21 protein-coding genes are annotated in these 18272 nt (G+C 62.1%); 15 read left to right on the forward strand and 6 right to left on the reverse strand.

All coding sequences use genetic code 11. The features are described from left to right. Positions 1–191: 191 nt before the first annotated feature. The 10 genes from guaA to Q0949_RS06870 all read left to right on the forward strand — a co-directional run bounded on the left by guaA (position 192) and on the right by Q0949_RS06870 (position 9675). Entirely contained in the window at positions 192–1766 is a 1575-nt protein-coding gene (guaA, locus tag Q0949_RS06825; RefSeq protein WP_299369934.1) for a glutamine-hydrolyzing GMP synthase, read from the forward strand. Beyond that, positions 1757–2035, forward strand: coding sequence for an antibiotic biosynthesis monooxygenase (locus Q0949_RS06830; RefSeq protein WP_299369935.1), 279 nt, complete (start codon positions 1757–1759; stop codon positions 2033–2035). The genes guaA and Q0949_RS06830 overlap by 10 nt, the downstream gene beginning before the upstream one ends. After that, positions 2032–2901, forward strand: a complete 870-nt coding sequence (locus Q0949_RS06835) for a DMT family transporter (RefSeq protein WP_299369936.1) — start codon at positions 2032–2034, stop codon at positions 2899–2901. Before Q0949_RS06830 ends, Q0949_RS06835 begins: the two co-directional genes overlap by 4 nt. 147 nt (positions 2902–3048) lie before the next feature. Then, complete coding sequence (locus Q0949_RS06840) at positions 3049–4194, forward strand: outer membrane protein transport protein (RefSeq protein ID WP_299369937.1); 1146 nt, start codon at positions 3049–3051, stop codon at positions 4192–4194. A 105-nt stretch (positions 4195–4299) separates the two neighbouring features. Further along, the gene (locus Q0949_RS06845; protein WP_299369938.1) at positions 4300–5235 is read left to right on the forward strand and encodes a DMT family transporter; all 936 of its coding nucleotides are present in this window, start codon (positions 4300–4302) and stop codon (positions 5233–5235) included. A 34-nt stretch (positions 5236–5269) separates the two neighbouring features. After that, positions 5270–6133: an ATPase gene (locus Q0949_RS06850; RefSeq protein ID WP_299369939.1), complete on the forward strand. Its 864-nt coding sequence runs from the start codon at positions 5270–5272 to the stop codon at positions 6131–6133. Between the two features lie 83 nt (positions 6134–6216). Next, positions 6217–7164 carry a homoserine O-succinyltransferase gene (metA, locus tag Q0949_RS06855; RefSeq protein ID WP_299369940.1) on the forward strand — a complete coding sequence of 316 codons (948 nt, stop codon included), beginning with the start codon at positions 6217–6219 and terminating at the stop codon, positions 7162–7164. Between the two features lie 4 nt (positions 7165–7168). Beyond that, complete coding sequence (locus Q0949_RS06860; RefSeq protein WP_299369941.1) at positions 7169–8140, forward strand: alpha/beta hydrolase; 972 nt, start codon at positions 7169–7171, stop codon at positions 8138–8140. A 55-nt stretch (positions 8141–8195) separates the two neighbouring features. Then, on the forward strand, positions 8196–9065 hold the full coding sequence (ppk2, locus tag Q0949_RS06865) for a polyphosphate kinase 2 (protein ID WP_299369942.1): 870 nt from the start codon (positions 8196–8198) through the stop codon (positions 9063–9065). Beyond that, positions 9058–9675, forward strand: coding sequence for a TetR/AcrR family transcriptional regulator (locus Q0949_RS06870; RefSeq protein WP_299369943.1), 618 nt, complete (start codon positions 9058–9060; stop codon positions 9673–9675). Before ppk2 ends, Q0949_RS06870 begins: the two co-directional genes overlap by 8 nt. A 5-nt stretch (positions 9676–9680) precedes the next feature. Here Q0949_RS06870 and Q0949_RS06875 read toward each other — a convergent pair whose 3' ends face one another. From Q0949_RS06875 to Q0949_RS06890, 4 genes are all read right to left on the reverse strand, one after another. Then, positions 9681–10424, reverse strand: coding sequence for a hypothetical protein (locus Q0949_RS06875; RefSeq protein WP_299369944.1), 744 nt, complete (start codon positions 10422–10424; stop codon positions 9681–9683). A 125-nt stretch (positions 10425–10549) separates the two neighbouring features. Further along, positions 10550–11038 (reverse strand): 30S ribosomal protein S9, encoded by a 489-nt coding sequence (gene rpsI / locus Q0949_RS06880; RefSeq protein WP_299140911.1) that lies wholly within the window; start codon positions 11036–11038, stop codon positions 10550–10552. Positions 11039–11040: 2 nt separating this feature from the next. Next, positions 11041–11502, reverse strand: a complete 462-nt coding sequence (gene rplM, locus Q0949_RS06885; RefSeq protein WP_299369945.1) for a 50S ribosomal protein L13 — start codon at positions 11500–11502, stop codon at positions 11041–11043. Positions 11503–11656: 154 nt separating this feature from the next. Next, the gene (locus Q0949_RS06890; protein WP_299369946.1) at positions 11657–13072 is read right to left on the reverse strand and encodes a PLP-dependent aminotransferase family protein; all 1416 of its coding nucleotides are present in this window, start codon (positions 13070–13072) and stop codon (positions 11657–11659) included. 94 nt (positions 13073–13166) lie between these two features. Here Q0949_RS06890 and Q0949_RS06895 point away from each other — a divergent pair, with 94 nt between their 5' ends. Beyond that, entirely contained in the window at positions 13167–13400 is a 234-nt protein-coding gene (locus tag Q0949_RS06895) for a DUF1127 domain-containing protein (RefSeq protein ID WP_299369947.1), read from the forward strand. A gap of 73 nt (positions 13401–13473) precedes the next feature. Here Q0949_RS06895 and Q0949_RS06900 read toward each other — a convergent pair whose 3' ends face one another. After that, entirely contained in the window at positions 13474–13911 is a 438-nt protein-coding gene (locus Q0949_RS06900) for a PaaI family thioesterase (RefSeq protein ID WP_299369948.1), read from the reverse strand. Between the two features lie 15 nt (positions 13912–13926). Between Q0949_RS06900 and Q0949_RS06905 the strand changes: the two genes are divergently transcribed. The 4 genes from Q0949_RS06905 (at position 13927) to gluQRS (ending at position 17901) form a co-directional block, all read left to right on the forward strand. Then, positions 13927–14754, forward strand: coding sequence for an enoyl-CoA hydratase (locus Q0949_RS06905; RefSeq protein ID WP_299369949.1), 828 nt, complete (start codon positions 13927–13929; stop codon positions 14752–14754). A 279-nt stretch (positions 14755–15033) separates the two neighbouring features. Further along, positions 15034–16386: a methylenetetrahydrofolate--tRNA-(uracil(54)-C(5))-methyltransferase (FADH(2)-oxidizing) TrmFO gene (trmFO, locus tag Q0949_RS06910; RefSeq protein ID WP_299369950.1), complete on the forward strand. Its 1353-nt coding sequence runs from the start codon at positions 15034–15036 to the stop codon at positions 16384–16386. A 40-nt stretch (positions 16387–16426) separates the two neighbouring features. Next, complete coding sequence (locus tag Q0949_RS06915) at positions 16427–17032, forward strand: methyltransferase domain-containing protein (RefSeq protein WP_299369951.1); 606 nt, start codon at positions 16427–16429, stop codon at positions 17030–17032. Then, positions 17029–17901, forward strand: a complete 873-nt coding sequence (gene gluQRS / locus Q0949_RS06920) for a tRNA glutamyl-Q(34) synthetase GluQRS (RefSeq protein WP_299369952.1) — start codon at positions 17029–17031, stop codon at positions 17899–17901. The genes Q0949_RS06915 and gluQRS overlap by 4 nt, the downstream gene beginning before the upstream one ends. On the opposite strand, the gene hisI is transcribed toward gluQRS, so the two are convergent. Then, positions 17898–18266, reverse strand: coding sequence for a phosphoribosyl-AMP cyclohydrolase (gene hisI / locus Q0949_RS06925; RefSeq protein ID WP_299369953.1), 369 nt, complete (start codon positions 18264–18266; stop codon positions 17898–17900). The genes gluQRS and hisI overlap by 4 nt on opposite strands. Positions 18267–18272: the final 6 nt, after the last annotated feature.

Raw genomic sequence — 18272 nt, forward strand, 5'->3', positions numbered from 1 at the left:
GTCATCCCCTTGTCTACGGAATCTCAGTGGCACGGTGCTACCGCCTGCACGCCCCGACAGGTGCGCGGTTAGCGCCCCCCAAGGGAAAAAAGCGACATCCCCCGGTCATCTTGCCAAATAAACTCCGGGGTCCGGGGCAGAGCCCCGTCCGGCGCTTGCCACCATCCCCGCACGGGCCTATTGGACAGAACATGACCGACCAGACCCATGACCGCCTCTTGATCATCGATTTCGGCAGCCAGGTGACGCAGCTGATTGCGCGTCGTTTGCGCGAGTTGAACGTGTATTGCGAAATCCACCCCTACCAGAATGTGACGGAGGCGTTCCTGCGCGAGATGCAGCCGCGCGCCGTGATTCTGTCCGGCGGACCCGACAGTGTGACGCGCCCCGGATCCCCCCGCGCGCCCGAGGCGCTGTTCACAATGGGCTTGCCCATTCTTGGCATCTGCTATGGCCAGCAGGTCATGATGCAGCAGCTGGGCGGGCTGGTCCAAGGCGGCAAGATCTCGGGCGGCGGTGGTACCGCCGAATTCGGCCGTGCCTTTGTCACGCCCACGACCGCCCTGCCCCTGCTTGACGGTTGGTTCGAGGCGGGCGACGAACAGGTCTGGATGAGCCATGGCGACCACGTGTCGAAACTGGCCCCGGGTTTTGAGGTCTATGGCACCTCGCCCAACGCGCCATACGCCATCACGGCTGACACCACGCGCAATTTCTATGCGGTGCAGTTCCACCCGGAGGTCCACCACACACCCAAGGGCGCAAAGCTCTACGAGAACTTTGTCCGGCTGGCCGGGTTCGCGGGAGACTGGACCATGGGCGCCTACCGCGAAAAGATGATCGAGGCGATCCGCGATCAGGTGGGCGACCGCAAGGTGATCTGTGCCCTGTCGGGGGGCGTCGACAGTTCGGTGGCCGCGATCCTCATTCACGAAGCGATTGGCGACAACCTCACCTGCGTCTTTGTCGACCACGGCCTGTTGCGCAAGAACGAGGCCGAAGAAGTCGTGGGCATGTTCCGCGACAACTATAACCTCAAGCTGATCCACGCGGATGAAAGCGATCTGTTCCTGGGCGAGCTGGACGGCGTGTCCGACCCCGAGACCAAGCGCAAGATCATCGGCAGGCTCTTTATCGACGTGTTCCAGAAATACGCCGATCAAGTCGAGGGGGCCGAGTTCCTTGCCCAAGGCACGCTATATCCGGATGTCATCGAATCCGTCAGCTTTTCGGGCGGGCCATCCGTCACGATCAAGTCGCACCACAATGTGGGCGGGTTGCCGGAAAAGATGGGCCTCAAGTTGGTGGAGCCGCTGCGAGAGCTGTTCAAGGACGAGGTCCGTGCGCTGGGGCGCGAGTTGGGTCTGCCGCCGAGCTTTATCGGGCGGCACCCCTTCCCCGGTCCGGGCCTTGCCATCCGCTGCCCCGGGGAGATCACCCGCCCCAAGCTGGAAATCCTGCGTGAGGCGGATGCGGTCTATATCGACCAGATCCGCAAACACGGGCTTTATGATGACATTTGGCAGGCCTTTGTCGCGATCCTGCCCGTGCGCACCGTTGGTGTGATGGGCGATGGGCGCACCTATGATTATGCCTGCGCCCTGCGCGCGGTGACATCCGTGGACGGCATGACGGCGGATTACTATCCGTTCACCCATGATTTCCTGGGCGAGACCGCCACGCGCATCATCAACGAAGTGCCGGGCATCAATCGCGTGACCTATGACATCACCTCGAAACCTCCGGGCACCATCGAATGGGAGTGACCCTGACCGGAACGCTGCGGTGCAAGACGACCGAAGAGGCCACCCGTGTGCGCGCCGCCTTGCCCGCGCATGTGGTGCTGACACGGGCGGAGCCGGGCTGTGTTTCCTTTGAGGTGACACCAACGGACGATCCGATGATCTGGGCCGTCGCCGAAGAATTCACAGACCCCGCCGCATTCGATGCGCATCAGGCGCGGGCGGCGGCTTCGGACTGGGCGCGCGACACGGCAGGCATCGAACGGGACTACGTCATCAAAGGCACGCCATGAACCCGGTGCTCAAGGCCGCCCTGTGGATGAGCGGATCGATCGGGTCGTTCTCGATCATGGCGGTGGCGGGCCGCGAGGTGGCGACACAGCTCGATACGTTCGAGATCATGATGTATCGCAGCGTTGTCGGCGTGATTGTCGTCTGTGCCCTGCTGACCGTCACGGGGTCATGGGCACAGGTGCAAACCGCCCGCCTTGGCACCCATCTGTTTCGGAACCTGGCCCACTTCACCGGACAGAACCTGTGGTTCTATGCGGTGACCGTTATCCCGCTGGCGCAGGTCTTTGCGCTGGAATTCACCTCACCGATCTGGGTGATCGTGCTGAGCCCGCTGATCCTCGGTGAACGGCTGACGGCGGTGCGCGCGCTGGCGGCCATCATGGGCTTTATCGGTATCCTGATCGTGGCGCGGCCAGATATGGCCGGGATCACGCCCGGCGTCATTACCGCCGCCAGCTCCGCGATCTTTTTCGCGCTGACCATGATGCTGACGAAGAAACTGACCCGCAACGAGGGCATTGGCTCCATCCTGTTCTGGCTGACGGCGATGCAGCTGGTCATGGGCCTGATCATTGCAGGCTATGACGGGGACATCGCGGTGCCGGATGCACGGGCCGCCCCTTGGGTCTTCCTGATCGGCTGTGCGGGCCTTTTGGCGCATTACTGCCTGACCAATGCGCTGGCCATTGCGCCCGCCACGGTGGTCGTGCCCATCGATTTCATCCGCCTGCCCACCATCGCCGTTGTCGGCATGCTGGTCTACGGAGAGGTGATCGATATCTGGGTTCTGGTGGGCGCGGTGATCATTTTCGCAGGCAATTATTTGAACATCTGGGTAGAAACACGCGGTTCCAAACCGCTGTGATGCCATTGTCACACAATTATGACGCTCCGTCACTTGGGCGGGTTGTTCCCTAGGGTCAATATTGACGCATCCCCCTTGAAATTGTCATTTCGTAACCAACGCGCACCCACTCAACACGTTCTTTGCGCGGTTTTGGGAGGAATACACATGAAGACCCGTCTACTGACGGTGGCGGCGCTCTTGGCGTCCACCGCATCCGCACATGCTGTCGGGCTTGACCGTTCGGGACAGCGCATCGGAATCCTGTTCGAAGAAGGCAACCGCGTCGAGTTGAGCTTTGGCTATACCGACCCTGACGTGACCGGACAGACATTCGCAGCCTTTGGCGGCGCGCCCATCGCCAATGTCGCGGACTCGTTCTCGATCTGGAACCTCGGCCTGAAATACGATCTGTCGGACAAACTGTCCCTCGCGATCATTGCCGACGAACCCTATGGGTCGGACACGCTCTATCCCGGATCGAACTTTACCACGATCCTTGGCGGCACGGGCGCCACGGTTGACAGCCAAGCCATCACGGCGCTCGCCCGCTACAAGTTCAACAACAGCTGGTCGGTCCACGGCGGCCTGCGCTATCAGGAAGTGTCTGCAAACGTGACGCTGGGCGGTCTGGCCTTCAACAGCCCCGCCACGCCCTTCACACCCAGTGGCGTGAACGGGTACGAAGGCAACTTCTCTTCTGATGGGGATTGGGGCTATGTCATTGGTGCGGCGTATGAAATTCCTGCCATCGCCCTGCGCGTGGCGCTGACCTACAATTCGGGTACGACACACAGCCTGCCCACCTCGGAAACCATTCGCGGTGCAGTCATCGCCCCTCCGGGCACAACGTCCGTCGACACACCCGAGAGCATCAACCTGGATTTCCAGACCGGGATCGCACAGAACACCCTGCTGTTCGGCAACCTGCGTTATGCGCGCTACAGCCAAACGGTGGTGCAACCCACCGGCTTCTTTGGTGCGACAGGCAACCCGCTGACAGACCTCGAAGACGGGTATGACTTCGAGATCGGCGTCGGCCGCCGCTTTAGCGAAAAGTGGTCGGGGTCGGTCGCGGTCGGGTTCTCGACCGTGGGTGAAGACAACTTTGTCTCGCCGCTGTCGCCCACGAACGGCTCGCGTCACATCGCGGTCGGTGCAAAATACGACGTGAACGAGAACTTCTCCGTGTCGGCCGGTGTCCGTTATACTCAGCTGGGTGACGCGGTATCCTCGCCCGGCGGCCGCGGCGTCGCCAATTTTGACGGCAACAGCGCCACATCCTTTGGTGTGAAATTCGCCTACCAGTTCTGATCTGACCGCGTCAGGCATTTCAGCAAACCCCGCCCTCGTGGCGGGGTTTTTCATTTGCACAGGATTCGGGTGGGCGCACCGGGTCACATCTGCCATGAACATCCCATGACACCACAAAAGACTCTAAGTGGCCGCGCCTGGGCCGAATTGATTTTGCTGGCCGCGATCTGGGGCGGGTCGTTCCTGTCGATCCGCATCGCGCTGGATGAAATCACGCCCCTGACCAGCGTGGCCCACCGCACGGGCTGGGCGATGCTGGCCCTGTGGGGCGTGGTCTGGGCCATGCGGCTGCCGGTGCCGCGGTCGCCCCGGATCTGGCTGGGGTTCCTGGGGATGGGGGTGCTGAACAACGTGATCCCCTTCGGGTTGATGGCATGGGGGCAGGTTCACATCGAGACCGGGCTGACCTCGATCCTGAATGCCGCAACGGCGATCTTTGGGGTGCTGGTGGCGGCACTGTTCTTTGCTGACGAACGGATGACGCTGCGCAAGGGCGTGGGCGTCGGCCTTGGCTTTGTCGGGGTGGCGACCGCCATTGGCCTCGAGAATTTGCGCAGCTTTGATCTGCGCAGCCTCGCCCAGATCGCCATCATCGCCGGCACGGTCAGCTATGCACTGGCCGGCGCGTGGGCGCGGGTGTTTCTGGGCGGCCTGCCCCCCCAGGTGGCCGCCGCAGGCATGCTGACCGGGGCGACACTGGTGACGGTGCCAATGGCTTGGGTTGTCGACGGCCCCATCTCGCTGGCGCTGGAGGGCACGACGCTGGCCGCCATCGCCTACTACGCGCTGATCGCGACGGCGGGCGCTTACCTGCTCTACTACCGTGTGCTGGCCATGGCCGGGTCGGGCAACCTGATGCTGGTCACGCTCCTGATTGCACCCGTCGCCATCGCGTTGGGCGCTCTGGTGCGGGACGAGGCGCTGAACCCCAATGCATTTGCCGGCTTTGTGCTGCTCGCTCTGGGTCTGGCGATCCTCGATGGTCGCATCTGGACCCTGATCAGACGCCGCGCCGTTGACCGGGCGGGCGGCCCCCGCTAGGACAGCCTGCAAACCGGGGACAGGAACTGATTGCATGCTTTACCGCGACGCGGAACACTGGCGGGCCGCCCCGCAGAAACGGGTGCTGGTCTATGGCATGTCGGGCCTGGGCAAGACGCATATGTCGACCACCGTGCGCGCCTCGGGGGACTGGTTCCACTATTCCATCGATTACCGCATCGGCACGCGCTACATGGGCGAACTGATCGCCGACAACGCCAAGGCCGAAGCAATGAAGGTGCCGTTCCTGCGGGATCTTCTGCTGAGCGACAGCATCTATATCGGCTCCAACATCACATTCGACAACCTCAGCCCCGTCTCGACCTATCTGGGCAAGCCCGGTGACCCCGCACGCGGCGGCCTGCCGATCGACGAATACCGCCGCCGTCAGGAACAGTTCCGGCAATCGGAACTGGCCGCCCTGCACGATACCGCCCACTTCGCCGACCGGGCACAGCGGCTCTATGGCTATCCGCATTTCATCTGCGACACCGGCGGATCGATCTGTGAATGGGTTGACCCGGACGATGACGCCGACCCGCTGATGACCACGCTCAGCGCCACTTGCCTGCCGCTGTGGATCAAGGGCGACGCGGCACACACACAGGCGCTGATTGCGCGCTTTGACGCGGCCCCCAAACCGATGGCCTATCAGCCCGACTTTCTGCTGACCTGTTGGCAGACCTACCTGGCCGAGACCGGAACCGCACCCGCGCGCGTCGATCCCGACGCCTTTGTCCGCTGGACCTATGCCCGTGCCCTCGCCCACCGCCAGCCGCGATACGAGGCAATGGCCCGTTGGGGTGTCACCGTCACCGCGGACGAGGTTGCCTCTCTCAAAGGTGAAGCCGATTTCATCGACCTCGTTGCTGCCGCTCTTGAGCGTCGCATGCCCTAGCTCTATCTAGGGCCTTCATTGTTCTTCAAATATGCAAAGAACCCCGGCCGCACCGATCCCAAACACCTGTCAGGACAGACAAAATGCCGATCAAGCTCCCTTCCACCCTGCCCGCCTATTCCGTTCTCACGAACGAAGGCGTGATGGTCATGGACGAAGATCTGGCGCAGCACCAGGACATCCGCCCGCTCAAGATCGGGTTGTTGAACCTGATGCCCAAGAAAATCCAGACGGAAACCCAGTTTGCCCGTCTGATCGGCGCGACCCCACTACAGATCGAACTGACCCTGATCCGCATGTCCAACCACGAGACGCGCAACACCGCCGCCGAACATATGGAGAGCTTTTACCGCACCTTTCAGGAGGTGAAGGCGCAGAAATTCGACGGGCTGATCATCACAGGGGCGCCCATCGAACATCTCGATTTCGAGGATGTCGACTACTGGACAGAGCTTGAAGAGGTCATGGACTGGACCCAGACCAACGTGCATTCCACCTTTGGCGTCTGCTGGGGCGGGATGGCGATGCTGCACCATTTCCACAAGGTGCCGAAACACCTGTTGGGGTCGAAACTGTTCGGCACCTACCGGCACAGCAACCTCGCCCCGGCGTCGCCCTATCTGCGCGGGTTCTCGGATGACTGTGTTGTGCCGGTCAGCCGCTGGACAGAAGTGCGAGCACCCGAGGTCGAGGCCGCAGGCCTCCAGATCCTGCTGGGATCCAACGTCACCGGGCCCTGCCTGATCGAAGATCCGGGCCACCGCGCGCTCTATATCCTGAACCATTTCGAATATGACAGCGACACGCTAAAACAGGAATATGACCGCGACTTAGACTCGGTGCAGGTGGAGGGCGCGGAGATCGCCCTGCCCGTAGGTTATTTCCCCGAAAACGATCCCACGCAGCCACCCGCCAATCGCTGGCGCAGCCATGCACATCTTCTCTATGGAAACTGGCTGTCAGAGATCTATCTGACGACCCCATACGATATGGACCGCATTGGGCAGGACCGGACCGACCTGCGAGGGTAGTGTGATGAAAACAGGGTTGTTTTTCCTGCTGGGCATTGGCGTCCTGTGCTTTGCCGCAGTACAGCTTTTTGCCCTGAAACGCGAGCGCGATGCAGCCGCGGCCTATCCCCCCACGGGGCAACTGGTCGATGTGGACGGGGTCGCGGTGCATGCGGTGCAGATGGGGTCCGGCCCGGATCTGGTGCTGATCCACGGCGCGTCGGGCAATACGCGCGATTATACCTTTGCCTTCGCCGATCTGGTGCGGGATCGCTACCGCGTGACGATCCTCGACCGGCCGGGCCTTGGCTGGACGGAACAGATCGCGCCCGAACATAAGGCAGCCTGGTCGACCGGGCACGCCGATCCGCGGGCGCAGGCTCGGCTGCTGCGCGGTGCCACGGATCAGCTGGGTGTCGAAAACCCTATCGTTCTGGGCCATTCCTTTGGCGGCATCGTGGCGCTGGCCTGGGCGCTGGAATACGACGATCTGGCAGGCGTTGTGTCCGTGGCGGGCGTGGCCAACCCATGGCCCGGCGATCTGGGCTGGACCTACACGGTGAACGGGTCGGCCTGGGGTGGCGCGTTGGTCGTGCCGGTCCTGTCCGCCTTTGTCCCGCAGAGCTATATCGACAGCGCTCTGGCCAGCATCTTTGCCCCGCAAACCGCGCCGGACGGGTATCTTGAGCATGTGGGCCCGGCCCTGACACTGCGCCGTGCATCGATGCGGGCCAATGCGCGGCAGGTGAACTGGCTGCGGCCCCATGTGGTCGAGATGTCGGCGCAATATGGTTCGATCACGGTCCCGGTCGAGGTTGTGCACGGCGACGCCGACACGATTGTGCCGCTTGCGGTGCATTCGGCCAAATTGCCGGACCAGATCGAAGGAGCCAGCGTCACTGTCCTCGAAGGTGTGGGGCATATGCCGCACCACACCCATCCCCGGTCCGTAATCGCCGCAATCGACCGCGTCGCGGAGCGCGCGGGTTTGCGTTAAGGGCGGCACTCCCCCATATTACATGTTAAGAGCAGTAACTTGGACAGGACACGCCATGCGCCTTCCCTTTGACGGAGCCATCACGGATTTCTACGAAACCGAGGCCCCGGACGACATCCGTGACAAGATCCGCACGGCGGACAAAAAAGACATCCTGACCCCCACCTATCCGCACAGCGCGCGCATGGGCCGCAAGCAATACGAGCGCGAGATGGAGGCGCTGCAGATCGAGTTGGTCAAGATGCAGGACTGGGTGTCGACCACCGGCGCGCGCGTGGCCTGCGTGTTCGAGGGGCGCGATGCGGCTGGCAAGGGCGGGACGATCAAACGGTTTCGCGAGAACCTGAACCCACGCGGCGCACGTGTCGTGGCCCTGTCCAAACCCACGGAAACCGAAGCGTCGGAATGGTATTTCCAGCGCTATATCAGGCACTTGCCTGCGGGAGGTGACATCGCCTTTTTCGATCGCAGCTGGTACAATCGCGGCGTGGTGGAACATGTGTTCGGCTTTTGCACGCCCGAACAGCGCACGCACTTCTTTGCCCAGGTCAATCCATTCGAGGCGATGCTGGTCGATGACGGTATCCACGTGTTCAAGTTCTGGCTGAACGTGTGCCGTGCCGAACAGTTGCGGCGGATCATGGCCCGCGAACGCGATCCACTGAAACAGTGGAAGCTCAGCTCGATCGACGTAAAGGGATTGCAGAAATGGGATGCCTACACCGACGCGATCCGTGAGACACTGACCAAGACCCATACCGATCATGCGCCCTGGACGGTGGTGCGGTCGGATGACAAGAAACGCGCGCGGTTGAATGCCATCCGCACGGTTCTGCACGGGCTGGATTACACGAACAAAGACGCAGAATCCATTGGAAGCATTGACACTTCCATCTGTGGCACGCCGGACATCTGGGATGCCTAAACGCGGCTACCATCACGGTAACCTGCGGCAGGCGCTGATCGATGCCGCCCTTGTGCTGATCGAGGAAAAGGGGCCCACCGGGTTCACCCTGTCCGAAGCGGCCAAGCAGGCGGGTGTGACGCCCGCGGCGGTCTATCGTCATTACGAAGGCCGCGAAGATCTGATCGCGGAATGCGCCCGGCAGGGATACGGCATCTTTGCGGACCTGATGGAACACGCCTACCAATCCGGCCAACCCTCGGCGCTGGCCGCGTTCGAGGCAACGGGCCGGGCCTATCTGGCCTTTGCCCGCCGGTTCCCCGGCCACTACATCGCGATGTTCGAAAGCGGCATTTCGGTGAACCGCACGCCGGAACTGGCCGATGTGGCGGGCCGCGCCAACGCGGTGCTGGAAAAGGCCGCCGGGGATCTGAGCGAACATATCCCTGCGGACAAACGCCCCCCTGCCTCGATGTTCTCAGCGCATATCTGGGCCATGAGCCACGGGGTAGTCGAGCTCTTTGCGCGCAACTCTCCGGGCCGCGCATCGCCGTTTCCGCCTGAGGACCTGCTTGAGACCGGGATCGGGATTTATCTGCGGGGTCTGGGGCTGATCCGGCCCGACAGCTAACAGGGTTACATCAGTCCGGACAACGCGTCCGTGGCGCGCCCGGTGCTTTGATCAATGTCTTCGGACAGTTGCTTGACCTCTTTGGCGATCAGCTTGAAACCCGCGCCTGCCTCGTCCGGTCGCGTGGCCAACACGGCCGTGTTGATCGCGATCATGCGAATGGCGGCCGAGAATTGCCGGATATCCGACAACGTGTGTTTGAGCGTCGATTTCAATGCCGCGTTTTCGCCGATAGCATCTGCCTTTTGCGCGTCCAGATCGGCCCAAAGGTCCCAGATCACCTCGGTGATCTTGTCACGGATAACGGGCCAGTTCTGGTCAAAAACCTGTCGTGCGGCCTCAAAATCCGGAACATGGCCGGTGTCGAGTTGGTCAGACAGATCATCAAACCGGCGCATCGCCGCGAGCAGGGTAACGCGCCGTTCGGTGTTTCTGGCCACGATCGCGCGGATCCAGAGGATGTGTTCGCGCTGCGCGCCTTGGGGCGTGCCAGTGCCGAAAAGGAGGTCCATGTTCACGTGGAACTGCGACAGCAACACCCGGAATTCATCGCGGACCTGCGCCCGCTGTGCGTCGGTGTCCGCCGCCGCCAGTGCCATGAGCCGCATCGACATCTGGATTGTCAGCCCCCGCAATGTGGCGGCCTCATCAATCAGAATACGCAACTGGTGCTGAGTCGGGTCAGACCCGGCCGCCTCAGGCTCATAGTAGGCGGGCGTGGTCTGAGTGTTCAAAGCGCCTGTGGTCACGGCATGTTTGTCCTTGCGAGTGAAGGACACCTAACGCGACAGTGGTTTCCCGTCGGTTAACACCAACCACCCACGAAAAAGGCCGCCCCAAAACGGAGCGGCCTTTTCCAAGAATATCGAATGGCTTAACGCTTGGAGAACTGGAAGCTCTTACGCGCTTTGGCCTTACCGTATTTCTTACGCTCGACCACGCGGCTGTCGCGGGTCAGGAAGCCTGCGGCCTTCAGCGCGGGACGCAGCGAGGGATCATAAAGCTGCAGCGCCTTGGACACGCCATGCTTGACCGCGCCGGCCTGACCGGAGAGGCCACCGCCCTTGACGGTTGCGACCACGTCGAACTGACCTTCGACACCGGCAACGGTGAAGGGTTGCGCGAGGATCATCTGCAACACGGGGCGGGCAAAGTAGGTGTTCATCTCTTTGCCATTCACGGTGACCTTGCCCGAACCGGGTTTGATCCAGACGCGGGCAACCGCGTCCTTCCGTTTGCCTGTGGCATAGGACCGGCCCAGCTCGTCGCGGACGGGCTCACGGTGCACCAGTTCGACCGCCTCGGGGGCTGCGTCGCCTGCAACTGCCTGCAGGTCTTCGAGTGTGTTGATTTCGTCGGACATACTCATGCGCTCCGCGTGTTTTTCGAGTTCATGGTCTTGACGTCCAGAACTTCGGGGCTTTGCGCCTCGTGGGGGTGTTCCGCGCCTGCATAGACGCGCAGGTTGGTCATGATCTGACGGCTCAGGCGGTTGCCGGGCAGCATCCGCTTGACGGCCAAGGTCACCACACGTTCGGGATGCGCGCCCTCAAGGATCTGCTCCTTGGTGCGCGATTTGATCCCGCCGGGGTGGCCCGTGTGCCAGTAATGGCTTTCCTGACGCTTGTTCCCGGTCAGCTGGATCTTTTCAGCGTTGATGATGATGACATTGTCGCCACAATCCATGTGGGGTGTGAACGACGGCTTGTGCTTGCCACGCAGGCGCATGGCGACGATCGAGGCAAGACGGCCCAGCACCACGCCTTCGGCGTCGATGATGATCCATTTCTTCTCGATATCCGCCGGTGTTGCGGTAAAGGTTTTCATAAGTCACTTCCAAGACGTGTGGAATTTCAGATTGCGCGGTTATACAGCAGCGCAAACGCGCGTCAATGGCCGCTGGGTCGAATAAATTATTGAAAAACAATGGTTTGAAATTAAGGTATCATTATACCCCATATTGGAGCGCACTTTTCAAGGTTCAAACGCCGATATGCTCTGGCGGGTTGTCCAACAGAACGCGCAACCGTTCAATGGCCGCCTCGAAGGTGGGCAGGCTGACGCCTGCGTTGATGGCCATGCGCACCGCGTGGGGGGTGCGTGCATCACGGCACGCGTATTCCTCGGCGGCACGGATGCGCACGCCCTGTTGTTCGGCGGCCTGCACAAAGGCACTGGCGCGCCACCCTTCGGGCAGATGCAGCCAGAGAAAGGGCACATCCTTGCGCCAGACAATGTCGTAGCTGCCCAGGATGTTCACCGCACGCTGCACATAGGTCCCGATCCCGGTCCGGGCGGCGGCCATAAGGCGCGGCAGTTCGGGATGCACCAAGAGCTTGGCGGCCAGATCGGTGAGCGGTGTGGCCAGACCGAAAAAGGAATATTCAGCCGTGCGCCGCAACACGTTGGCCCGCCCGCCTGGGGCGACGGCAATGCCGATACGCAATGCAGGGGTGATGGATTTGGAGATCGAGGAAATGTACCAAGACCGCTCTGGTACAATCATCCGGTAGCCGGGTTCCTGCGCCTGCCCCAACCTGTAACAATCGTCCTCGAGGATTTGCAGATCGGCCCGCCGCGCCACGTCCGCCAGTGCCCGGCGGCGCGACAGTGGTGTGAACCCGCAGGTGGGATTGTGCACTTCAGGTGAGGTGCAGAAGATCTGGGCATCATGTGCGCGCGCGGCTGCCTCCAACGCCTCGGGGATTACGCCATGCGCGTCCATCTCCACCGGAATCACATCCGCGCGCAGCAACTCAGCTGCGCGTCGGAAGCCGGGATAGGCCAGATCCTCGACCAGAATCGCCGGACGTCGCCCCTTGAGAAGCGCCTGAAAGACCATGAGAATCGCATTCTGACCGCCATTGGCCAAAACGATGTCATCCGCGTCGAAAGAGCCGAGGGGCGCCTCGTCCAGCCAATGCATCGCGGCCACGCGTGCGGCATGACCACCACTGCGCGTGGGGTAGTGCATCACGCCCGAGGGCGGATCCTGGGCGACCTCTGCGAGCAACCCACGGATCAACGTCGCCTGCCCAACGCTTGGCAAATGGGGCGAGAACAGATTGACCTGCCAGGATTGCTCCTCGGCAAGGTGTGTTGCACTGTCGATCTCGAGAGGGACATCCGCAAAAAGAGGTCCCTTTTCATCGGGTTGCGCCACGAACGTCCCGCGCCCGACCGCCGCTGTCAGCGTGCCGTCATCAGTCAGAAGCGTGTAGGCTCGCGCCACTGTACCGGGCGTGATCCCAAGAGCCCAGGCCAGATCCCGCACCGGCGGAAGCTTGTCCCCCGGCGCCAGAAGCCGCGCGGCGATCCGGTCCCGGATGGCATGCATCACCGCCTTGTATTTCGGCCCCTGCCCGTCCAGCAGATCCGGCGACCAAATTGTATCCATTACAATATATCCGTGGATTCGATGAATTCTGTATTGTACCACTATCTCATGGCGCTTGCGCCGTATTGTGTCAATACAATTTAGGAGTTTCCCAATGACACGTTCGATCCACGCTGCTGAACCACACCTCGCCTATTTGACGGCGCAACCCCGCATGCCTGCGGCGTCGGTGCTGGCCTTGCGCGTCGCGGTCGTCCTGTCGAAATGGGCCACACGCCGGCGCACCCGGTTGGCGCTGCGCCAGCTGAGCGCGCATCAGCTGCGCGATGTGGGACTGACACCCGCCGACGCCTATATCGAGGCCCGGCGCGTGTTCTGGCGGGCGTGACATCCCCGTGGCACCCGCCAGACCTCTTCCTTGGCGGTCGGGTTCGTCCCGGCCGCTTTTTTTGCGTCCGGCCCTACCCCGGCAGATCAACGCCCTGGGGCGGAATCGCATAGGTCAGACTGGCACGTGCGACCGGCTTGTCGTCGCCTTCGGAGTAAAGCAACACGTCGGATACTGACAGCTGCTTGCCCAGCTTCAGCAGGCGCCCATGCGCGATCAGATCGACCCCCGCCTTGGGTTTGCGCATGAAATCGATGGAACAGTTGGTCGTCACCGCCAGCGCGCGCGGCCCGATCTGCGCCAGCGTCACCATATAGGCCGTCACATCGGCCAGCCCGAACATCGCAGGCCCCGAGATCGTGCCGCCCGGGCGTAAATGCCGGTCCTGCACCAACAGCCGCAAGACCACACCGGTTTCCGTCACCTCTTCGACGTGAAATTCGCCTGCCACTTCCAGAAATACCTTTTGCAGAAACGCGTTCATGTCTGCGGCTGTCATTACAACGCCCATGCTTTCCCTCGTGGCTTGCCTGACGTAGGGTTCGCCGGAAACCAGACGGAGAGCAAGATGGCAATTCTGGAACGTGAGGTCACGGGCGCGGTCACGCATTTGCGGATGAATGCGCCGGAGCGGTTGAATGCCTTGTCGGACGAGATGATTGCCGCCGTGCATGGCGCGCTCGACGAGATTGCAGAGGATCAGTCAGTGCGCGCCGTCGTGCTGTCCGGTGCGGGCAAAGCGTTTTGCGCGGGCCATGACCTCAAGCAGATGACGGCGGGGCGTCAGGCGGACGATGGCGGGGCGGCCTATTTCAAGGACCTTTTCGACCGTTGTGCCGCAATGATGGCACGCGTCCAGTCCCTGCCCCAGCCGGTGATTGCGCAGGTGCATGGCATTGCCACCGCGGCGGGCTGCCAGCTGGTGGCCACCTGTGACATGGCCGTAGCCGCCCATGGCACGCGGTTTGGCGTCAACGGTGTCAACATCGGGCTGTTCTGCTCCACTCCGATGGTCGCGCTCAGCCGGAACATCGGGCGCAAGCAGGCCTTTGAAATGTTAACCACGGGCACGTTCATCGAAACCGACCGCGCCGCCGACCTCGGCCTGATCAACCGTGCCGTTCCGGAGGAGGCGTTGGAGGCGGAGACCCGTGCACTGGCCGAACAGGTGGCGTCCAAACTGGGATCCGCAGTGCGCATCGGGAAACAGGCGTTTTACGCGCAGATGGAGATGCCGGTCGCGCAAGCCTATGAATTTACAGGCGAAGTCATGGTGCATAACATGCTGCGCGACGACACGCGCGAAGGCATCGCCGCCTTCATCGACAAGCGCGATCCGAAATGGTCGCAATAGCCGTTTTTTTACATAAAAAACCGTACGACCAATGGTTGTTTCCAAATCGGCATCCGATTATTTCCAAATGCGTGCTGGCAATTTGGGCGCAAATGAGGCACAAATAGGACACGGTTAACGCAACCGTGACGATTTTTGGGTCGCCGTGGGCGGAAGGTCCCTCCAGGTCAGCCTCTCTCTGACCGACCATCCCCGCAGCGGCGACCCCAAAAGCCCCCCTTAAATCGCAAACGCAAGCTTCTCGTTGCACAGCATCGCCGCGTGCCCTACATCCGCGCCATGACAGATATCTTGCACATCGTGGGCGGCGGCATGGCCGGGTCCGAAGCTGCCTGGCAGGCGGCACAGATGGGCGTGCGCGTGGTGATCCACGAAATGCGCCCCAAGGTTGGCACCTTTGCCCACCAAACGGGGCTTTTGGGCGAGATGGTGTGCTCGAACTCGTTTCGGTCCGACGACAGCGAACAGAATGCCGTCGGCCTGTTGCATTGGGAAATGCGCGCAGCCAACGGGTTGATCATGCAGACCGCGGACAAGCACCGGCTGCCTGCGGGCGGCGCGCTGGCCGTAGACCGCGATCCGTTTGCCCAGTCGGTGACCGACGCGCTGATGGCGCATCCGAATGTCACCGTGGAATATGGTGAGGTCACTGCCCTGCCCGAGGATGGTCACTGGATCTTTGCCACCGGGCCGCTGACATCGTCGACCCTGGGTCAAGCGATCGCGGCCGAAACCGGTGCGGATGCGCTGGCCTTTTTCGACGCGATTGCACCCATCGTCTATTTCGACAGCATCGACATGTCGAAGGCGTGGATGCAGTCGCGCTATGACAAGGGCGAGACGGAGGAAGAGCGCACCGCCTACCTCAATTGCCCCATGGACCGGGATCAGTACGAAGCGTTTATCGATGCGCTGTTGGCCGCCGACAAGACCGAGTTTCACGAGGGCGAGACAGCGACGTATTTCGACGGGTGCCTGCCCATCGAAGTGATGGCCGAACGCGGGCGCGAGACGTTGCGCTTTGGCCCGATGAAGCCCGTGGGCCTGACCAATCCGCATGCGCCGGATGTGAAACCCTATGCGGTGGTGCAACTGCGGCGCGACAACAGCCTCGGTACGCTGTACAATATCGTGGGCTTTCAGACCAAGATGAAGTACGGCGCACAAACCGATGTATTCAAACGCATTCCGGGCCTCGAGAATGCAAGTTTTGCCCGGTTGGGCGGCATTCATCGCAACACGTTCCTGAACGCGCCGACCTTGCTGACTGCGGACATGCGGTTGCGGACGCGGCCGCATATCCGCTTTGCCGGGCAGATCACGGGCGTCGAGGGTTATGTGGAATCCGCGGCCATGGGGCTGCTGGCTGGGCGGATTGCGGCGACCGAGATCCTGGGTGGCACGCTGGAGGTTCCGCCCCTGACCACGGCCATGGGCGCACTGATCAACCACATCACCGGCGGCGCCGAGGCCAAGACGTTCCAGCCGATGAATGTAAACTTCGGTCTCTTTCCCCCGGTCGAAGGACTGCGGGGCGGGCGTCGGGGTCGCAAGGATCGCTACAAGGCCTATACCGACCGGGCCAAGGTCGATTGGCAGGCGTGGCTGGCGCCGCAGGCGCGTGCGGCCTGACAGACTGGACGCAGCCCGCGCGCGGTTCTAGTGTCGGGTCATGACAGGTTTTCTGGACAAGGCATACAAGGCGCGGGATGCGGCATCTACGCGTGTGCTTTACGACGATTGGGCGGCCAGCTACGAGGCTGAGGTCAGCGAAAACGGCTATGCTACGCCGGGGCGCTGTGCGTCAGCATTGAAGTCACTCACCGATGACATGCAGCAGCCCGTGCTGGATTTCGGCTGTGGCACGGGCCTGTCCGGGCTTGCGTTGCGGCTTGCGGGTTTTGAGACACTGGATGGCGTGGATCTGTCAGCCGAGATGCTGGAAGGTGCGCGCGCCAAAGGTGTGTACCGCCATCTCGACCAGATCGAGGCCGGCGCCCCTCTGCCGCGCGACGGTTACACCTTGATCGCAGCCATCGGAGTCATCGGCGCGGGCGCGGCCCCGATCTCGGTGCTGCACACGTTGATGTCTGCACTGCCGCGCGGCGGAAAACTGGTGTTCTCCTTCAACGACCATGCGCTGGAGGACCCCGCGAATGAAGGTGGCGTGTCCGAATGGACCGACTGTGGAGCGGCGCGTCTGTTGTTCAAGGAACACGGGGCACATCTGCCCGGTATCGACTTGAACTCTAACGTCTACGTGCTTGAAAAAGCGTGAGATTCACCACACGATTTGCACCTTCGCCGACAGGGCCTTTGCATTTGGGCCATGCCTATTCGGCGCTCTTGGCCCATGACATGGCGCGCGCGGCGGGCGGGCAGTTTTTGCTGCGGATCGAGGATATTGACACCACACGGTCCCGCCCCGTCTGGGAACAGGCGATCTATGACGATCTGCGCTGGCTGGGTGTCACATGGGATGCGCCGCCGCTGCGCCAGTCGGACCGAATCCCGGCCTATCTGGACGCGCTGCACGGGCTTTGGAATGAACGTGTTCTGTTTCCCTGCACCTGTTCGCGTCGCGATGTTCTTGGCGCTTTGGGTGCGCCTCAGGAGGGTGCTGCGCTCCCCTCCGGGCCGGACGGGTTGATATATCCCGGCACGTGTCGGCATGAGGCCGACCGCATGGGTGCGTTCCCCGACGGCGCAGCGCTGCGGCTGGATATGGAGGCCGCGATGGGTCGGACGGATTTCGGCTTTATCGAAACCGGTGAGCCGACCAACCATACCGCCACGACGATCTCTCATTCCGCAAAGGATCTGCGTACGGACGTCGGCGATATCGTCCTGTCGCGCAAAGATTTTATCGGATCCTACCACCTGTCCGTGGTGCTCGACGACGCGTTTCAGGGGGTGACCCATGTGGTGCGCGGCGCCGATCTCTACGACAGCACCAAGATCCACGTGGTGTTGCAACGGCTGATGGGGCTGCCCACGCCCACCTACCTCCACCACCGCCTGATCCGCGACGATACAGGCAAGCGGCTGGCCAAACGGGATGACGCGCGCGCAATCTCCAAATACCGCGCCGATGGGTGCAGCCCGGACGACATCCGCGCCATGGTCGGATTGGAGCGCCGGGATTAAGGGGCTTCGGGCGCCATCAGCTCGGTTTCCGTGCCGTCAGTGACGTCCGTATAGAAACAGGTACGCCGCCCGGTGTGGCAGGCAGGCCCGGTCTGGCGCACCTGCACGACGATGCAATCGCGGTCGCAATCCACCCGCATCGACACCAATTCCTGCACATGGCCCGAGGTTTCGCCCTTGACCCAGAACGATTGCCGCGAACGGGACCAATAGGTGACCCGCCCAGTGTCGAGGGTGCGCGCAACCGCCTCCGCGTTCATCCATGCCATCATCAGGATCTCTCCGCTGGATGCGTCCTGCGCGATGGCGGGGATCAGCCCACGTGCATCATAAAGCAGGTTTGCGGGGTCGAATGCGGTGGACATGGGAAA

Source organism: uncultured Tateyamaria sp. (genome assembly GCF_947487805.1).
Lineage (GTDB): Bacteria > Pseudomonadota > Alphaproteobacteria > Rhodobacterales > Rhodobacteraceae > Tateyamaria.

What these genes read in the sequence shown, in the direction of transcription:
- guaA (WP_299369934.1), top strand. Translation starts at nt 192, where the DNA reads ATGACCGACCAGACCCATGACCGCCTCTTGATCATCGATTTCGGCAGC.
- Q0949_RS06830 (WP_299369935.1), top strand. Translation starts at nt 1,757, where the DNA reads ATGGGAGTGACCCTGACCGGAACGCTGCGGTGCAAGACGACCGAAGAG.
- Q0949_RS06835 (WP_299369936.1), top strand. Translation starts at nt 2,032, where the DNA reads ATGAACCCGGTGCTCAAGGCCGCCCTGTGGATGAGCGGATCGATCGGG.
- Q0949_RS06840 (WP_299369937.1), top strand. Translation starts at nt 3,049, where the DNA reads ATGAAGACCCGTCTACTGACGGTGGCGGCGCTCTTGGCGTCCACCGCA.
- Q0949_RS06845 (WP_299369938.1), top strand. Translation starts at nt 4,300, where the DNA reads ATGACACCACAAAAGACTCTAAGTGGCCGCGCCTGGGCCGAATTGATT.
- Q0949_RS06850 (WP_299369939.1), top strand. Translation starts at nt 5,270, where the DNA reads ATGCTTTACCGCGACGCGGAACACTGGCGGGCCGCCCCGCAGAAACGG.
- metA (WP_299369940.1), top strand. Translation starts at nt 6,217, where the DNA reads ATGCCGATCAAGCTCCCTTCCACCCTGCCCGCCTATTCCGTTCTCACG.
- Q0949_RS06860 (WP_299369941.1), top strand. Translation starts at nt 7,169, where the DNA reads ATGAAAACAGGGTTGTTTTTCCTGCTGGGCATTGGCGTCCTGTGCTTT.
- ppk2 (WP_299369942.1), top strand. Translation starts at nt 8,196, where the DNA reads ATGCGCCTTCCCTTTGACGGAGCCATCACGGATTTCTACGAAACCGAG.
- Q0949_RS06870 (WP_299369943.1), top strand. Translation starts at nt 9,058, where the DNA reads ATGCCTAAACGCGGCTACCATCACGGTAACCTGCGGCAGGCGCTGATC.
- rpsI (WP_299140911.1), bottom strand. Translation starts at nt 11,038, where the DNA reads ATGTCCGACGAAATCAACACACTCGAAGACCTGCAGGCAGTTGCAGGC.
- rplM (WP_299369945.1), bottom strand. Translation starts at nt 11,502, where the DNA reads ATGAAAACCTTTACCGCAACACCGGCGGATATCGAGAAGAAATGGATC.
- Q0949_RS06890 (WP_299369946.1), bottom strand. Translation starts at nt 13,072, where the DNA reads ATGGATACAATTTGGTCGCCGGATCTGCTGGACGGGCAGGGGCCGAAA.
- Q0949_RS06895 (WP_299369947.1), top strand. Translation starts at nt 13,167, where the DNA reads ATGACACGTTCGATCCACGCTGCTGAACCACACCTCGCCTATTTGACG.
- Q0949_RS06900 (WP_299369948.1), bottom strand. Translation starts at nt 13,911, where the DNA reads ATGGGCGTTGTAATGACAGCCGCAGACATGAACGCGTTTCTGCAAAAG.
- trmFO (WP_299369950.1), top strand. Translation starts at nt 15,034, where the DNA reads ATGACAGATATCTTGCACATCGTGGGCGGCGGCATGGCCGGGTCCGAA.
- Q0949_RS06915 (WP_299369951.1), top strand. Translation starts at nt 16,427, where the DNA reads ATGACAGGTTTTCTGGACAAGGCATACAAGGCGCGGGATGCGGCATCT.
- hisI (WP_299369953.1), bottom strand. Translation starts at nt 18,266, where the DNA reads ATGTCCACCGCATTCGACCCCGCAAACCTGCTTTATGATGCACGTGGG.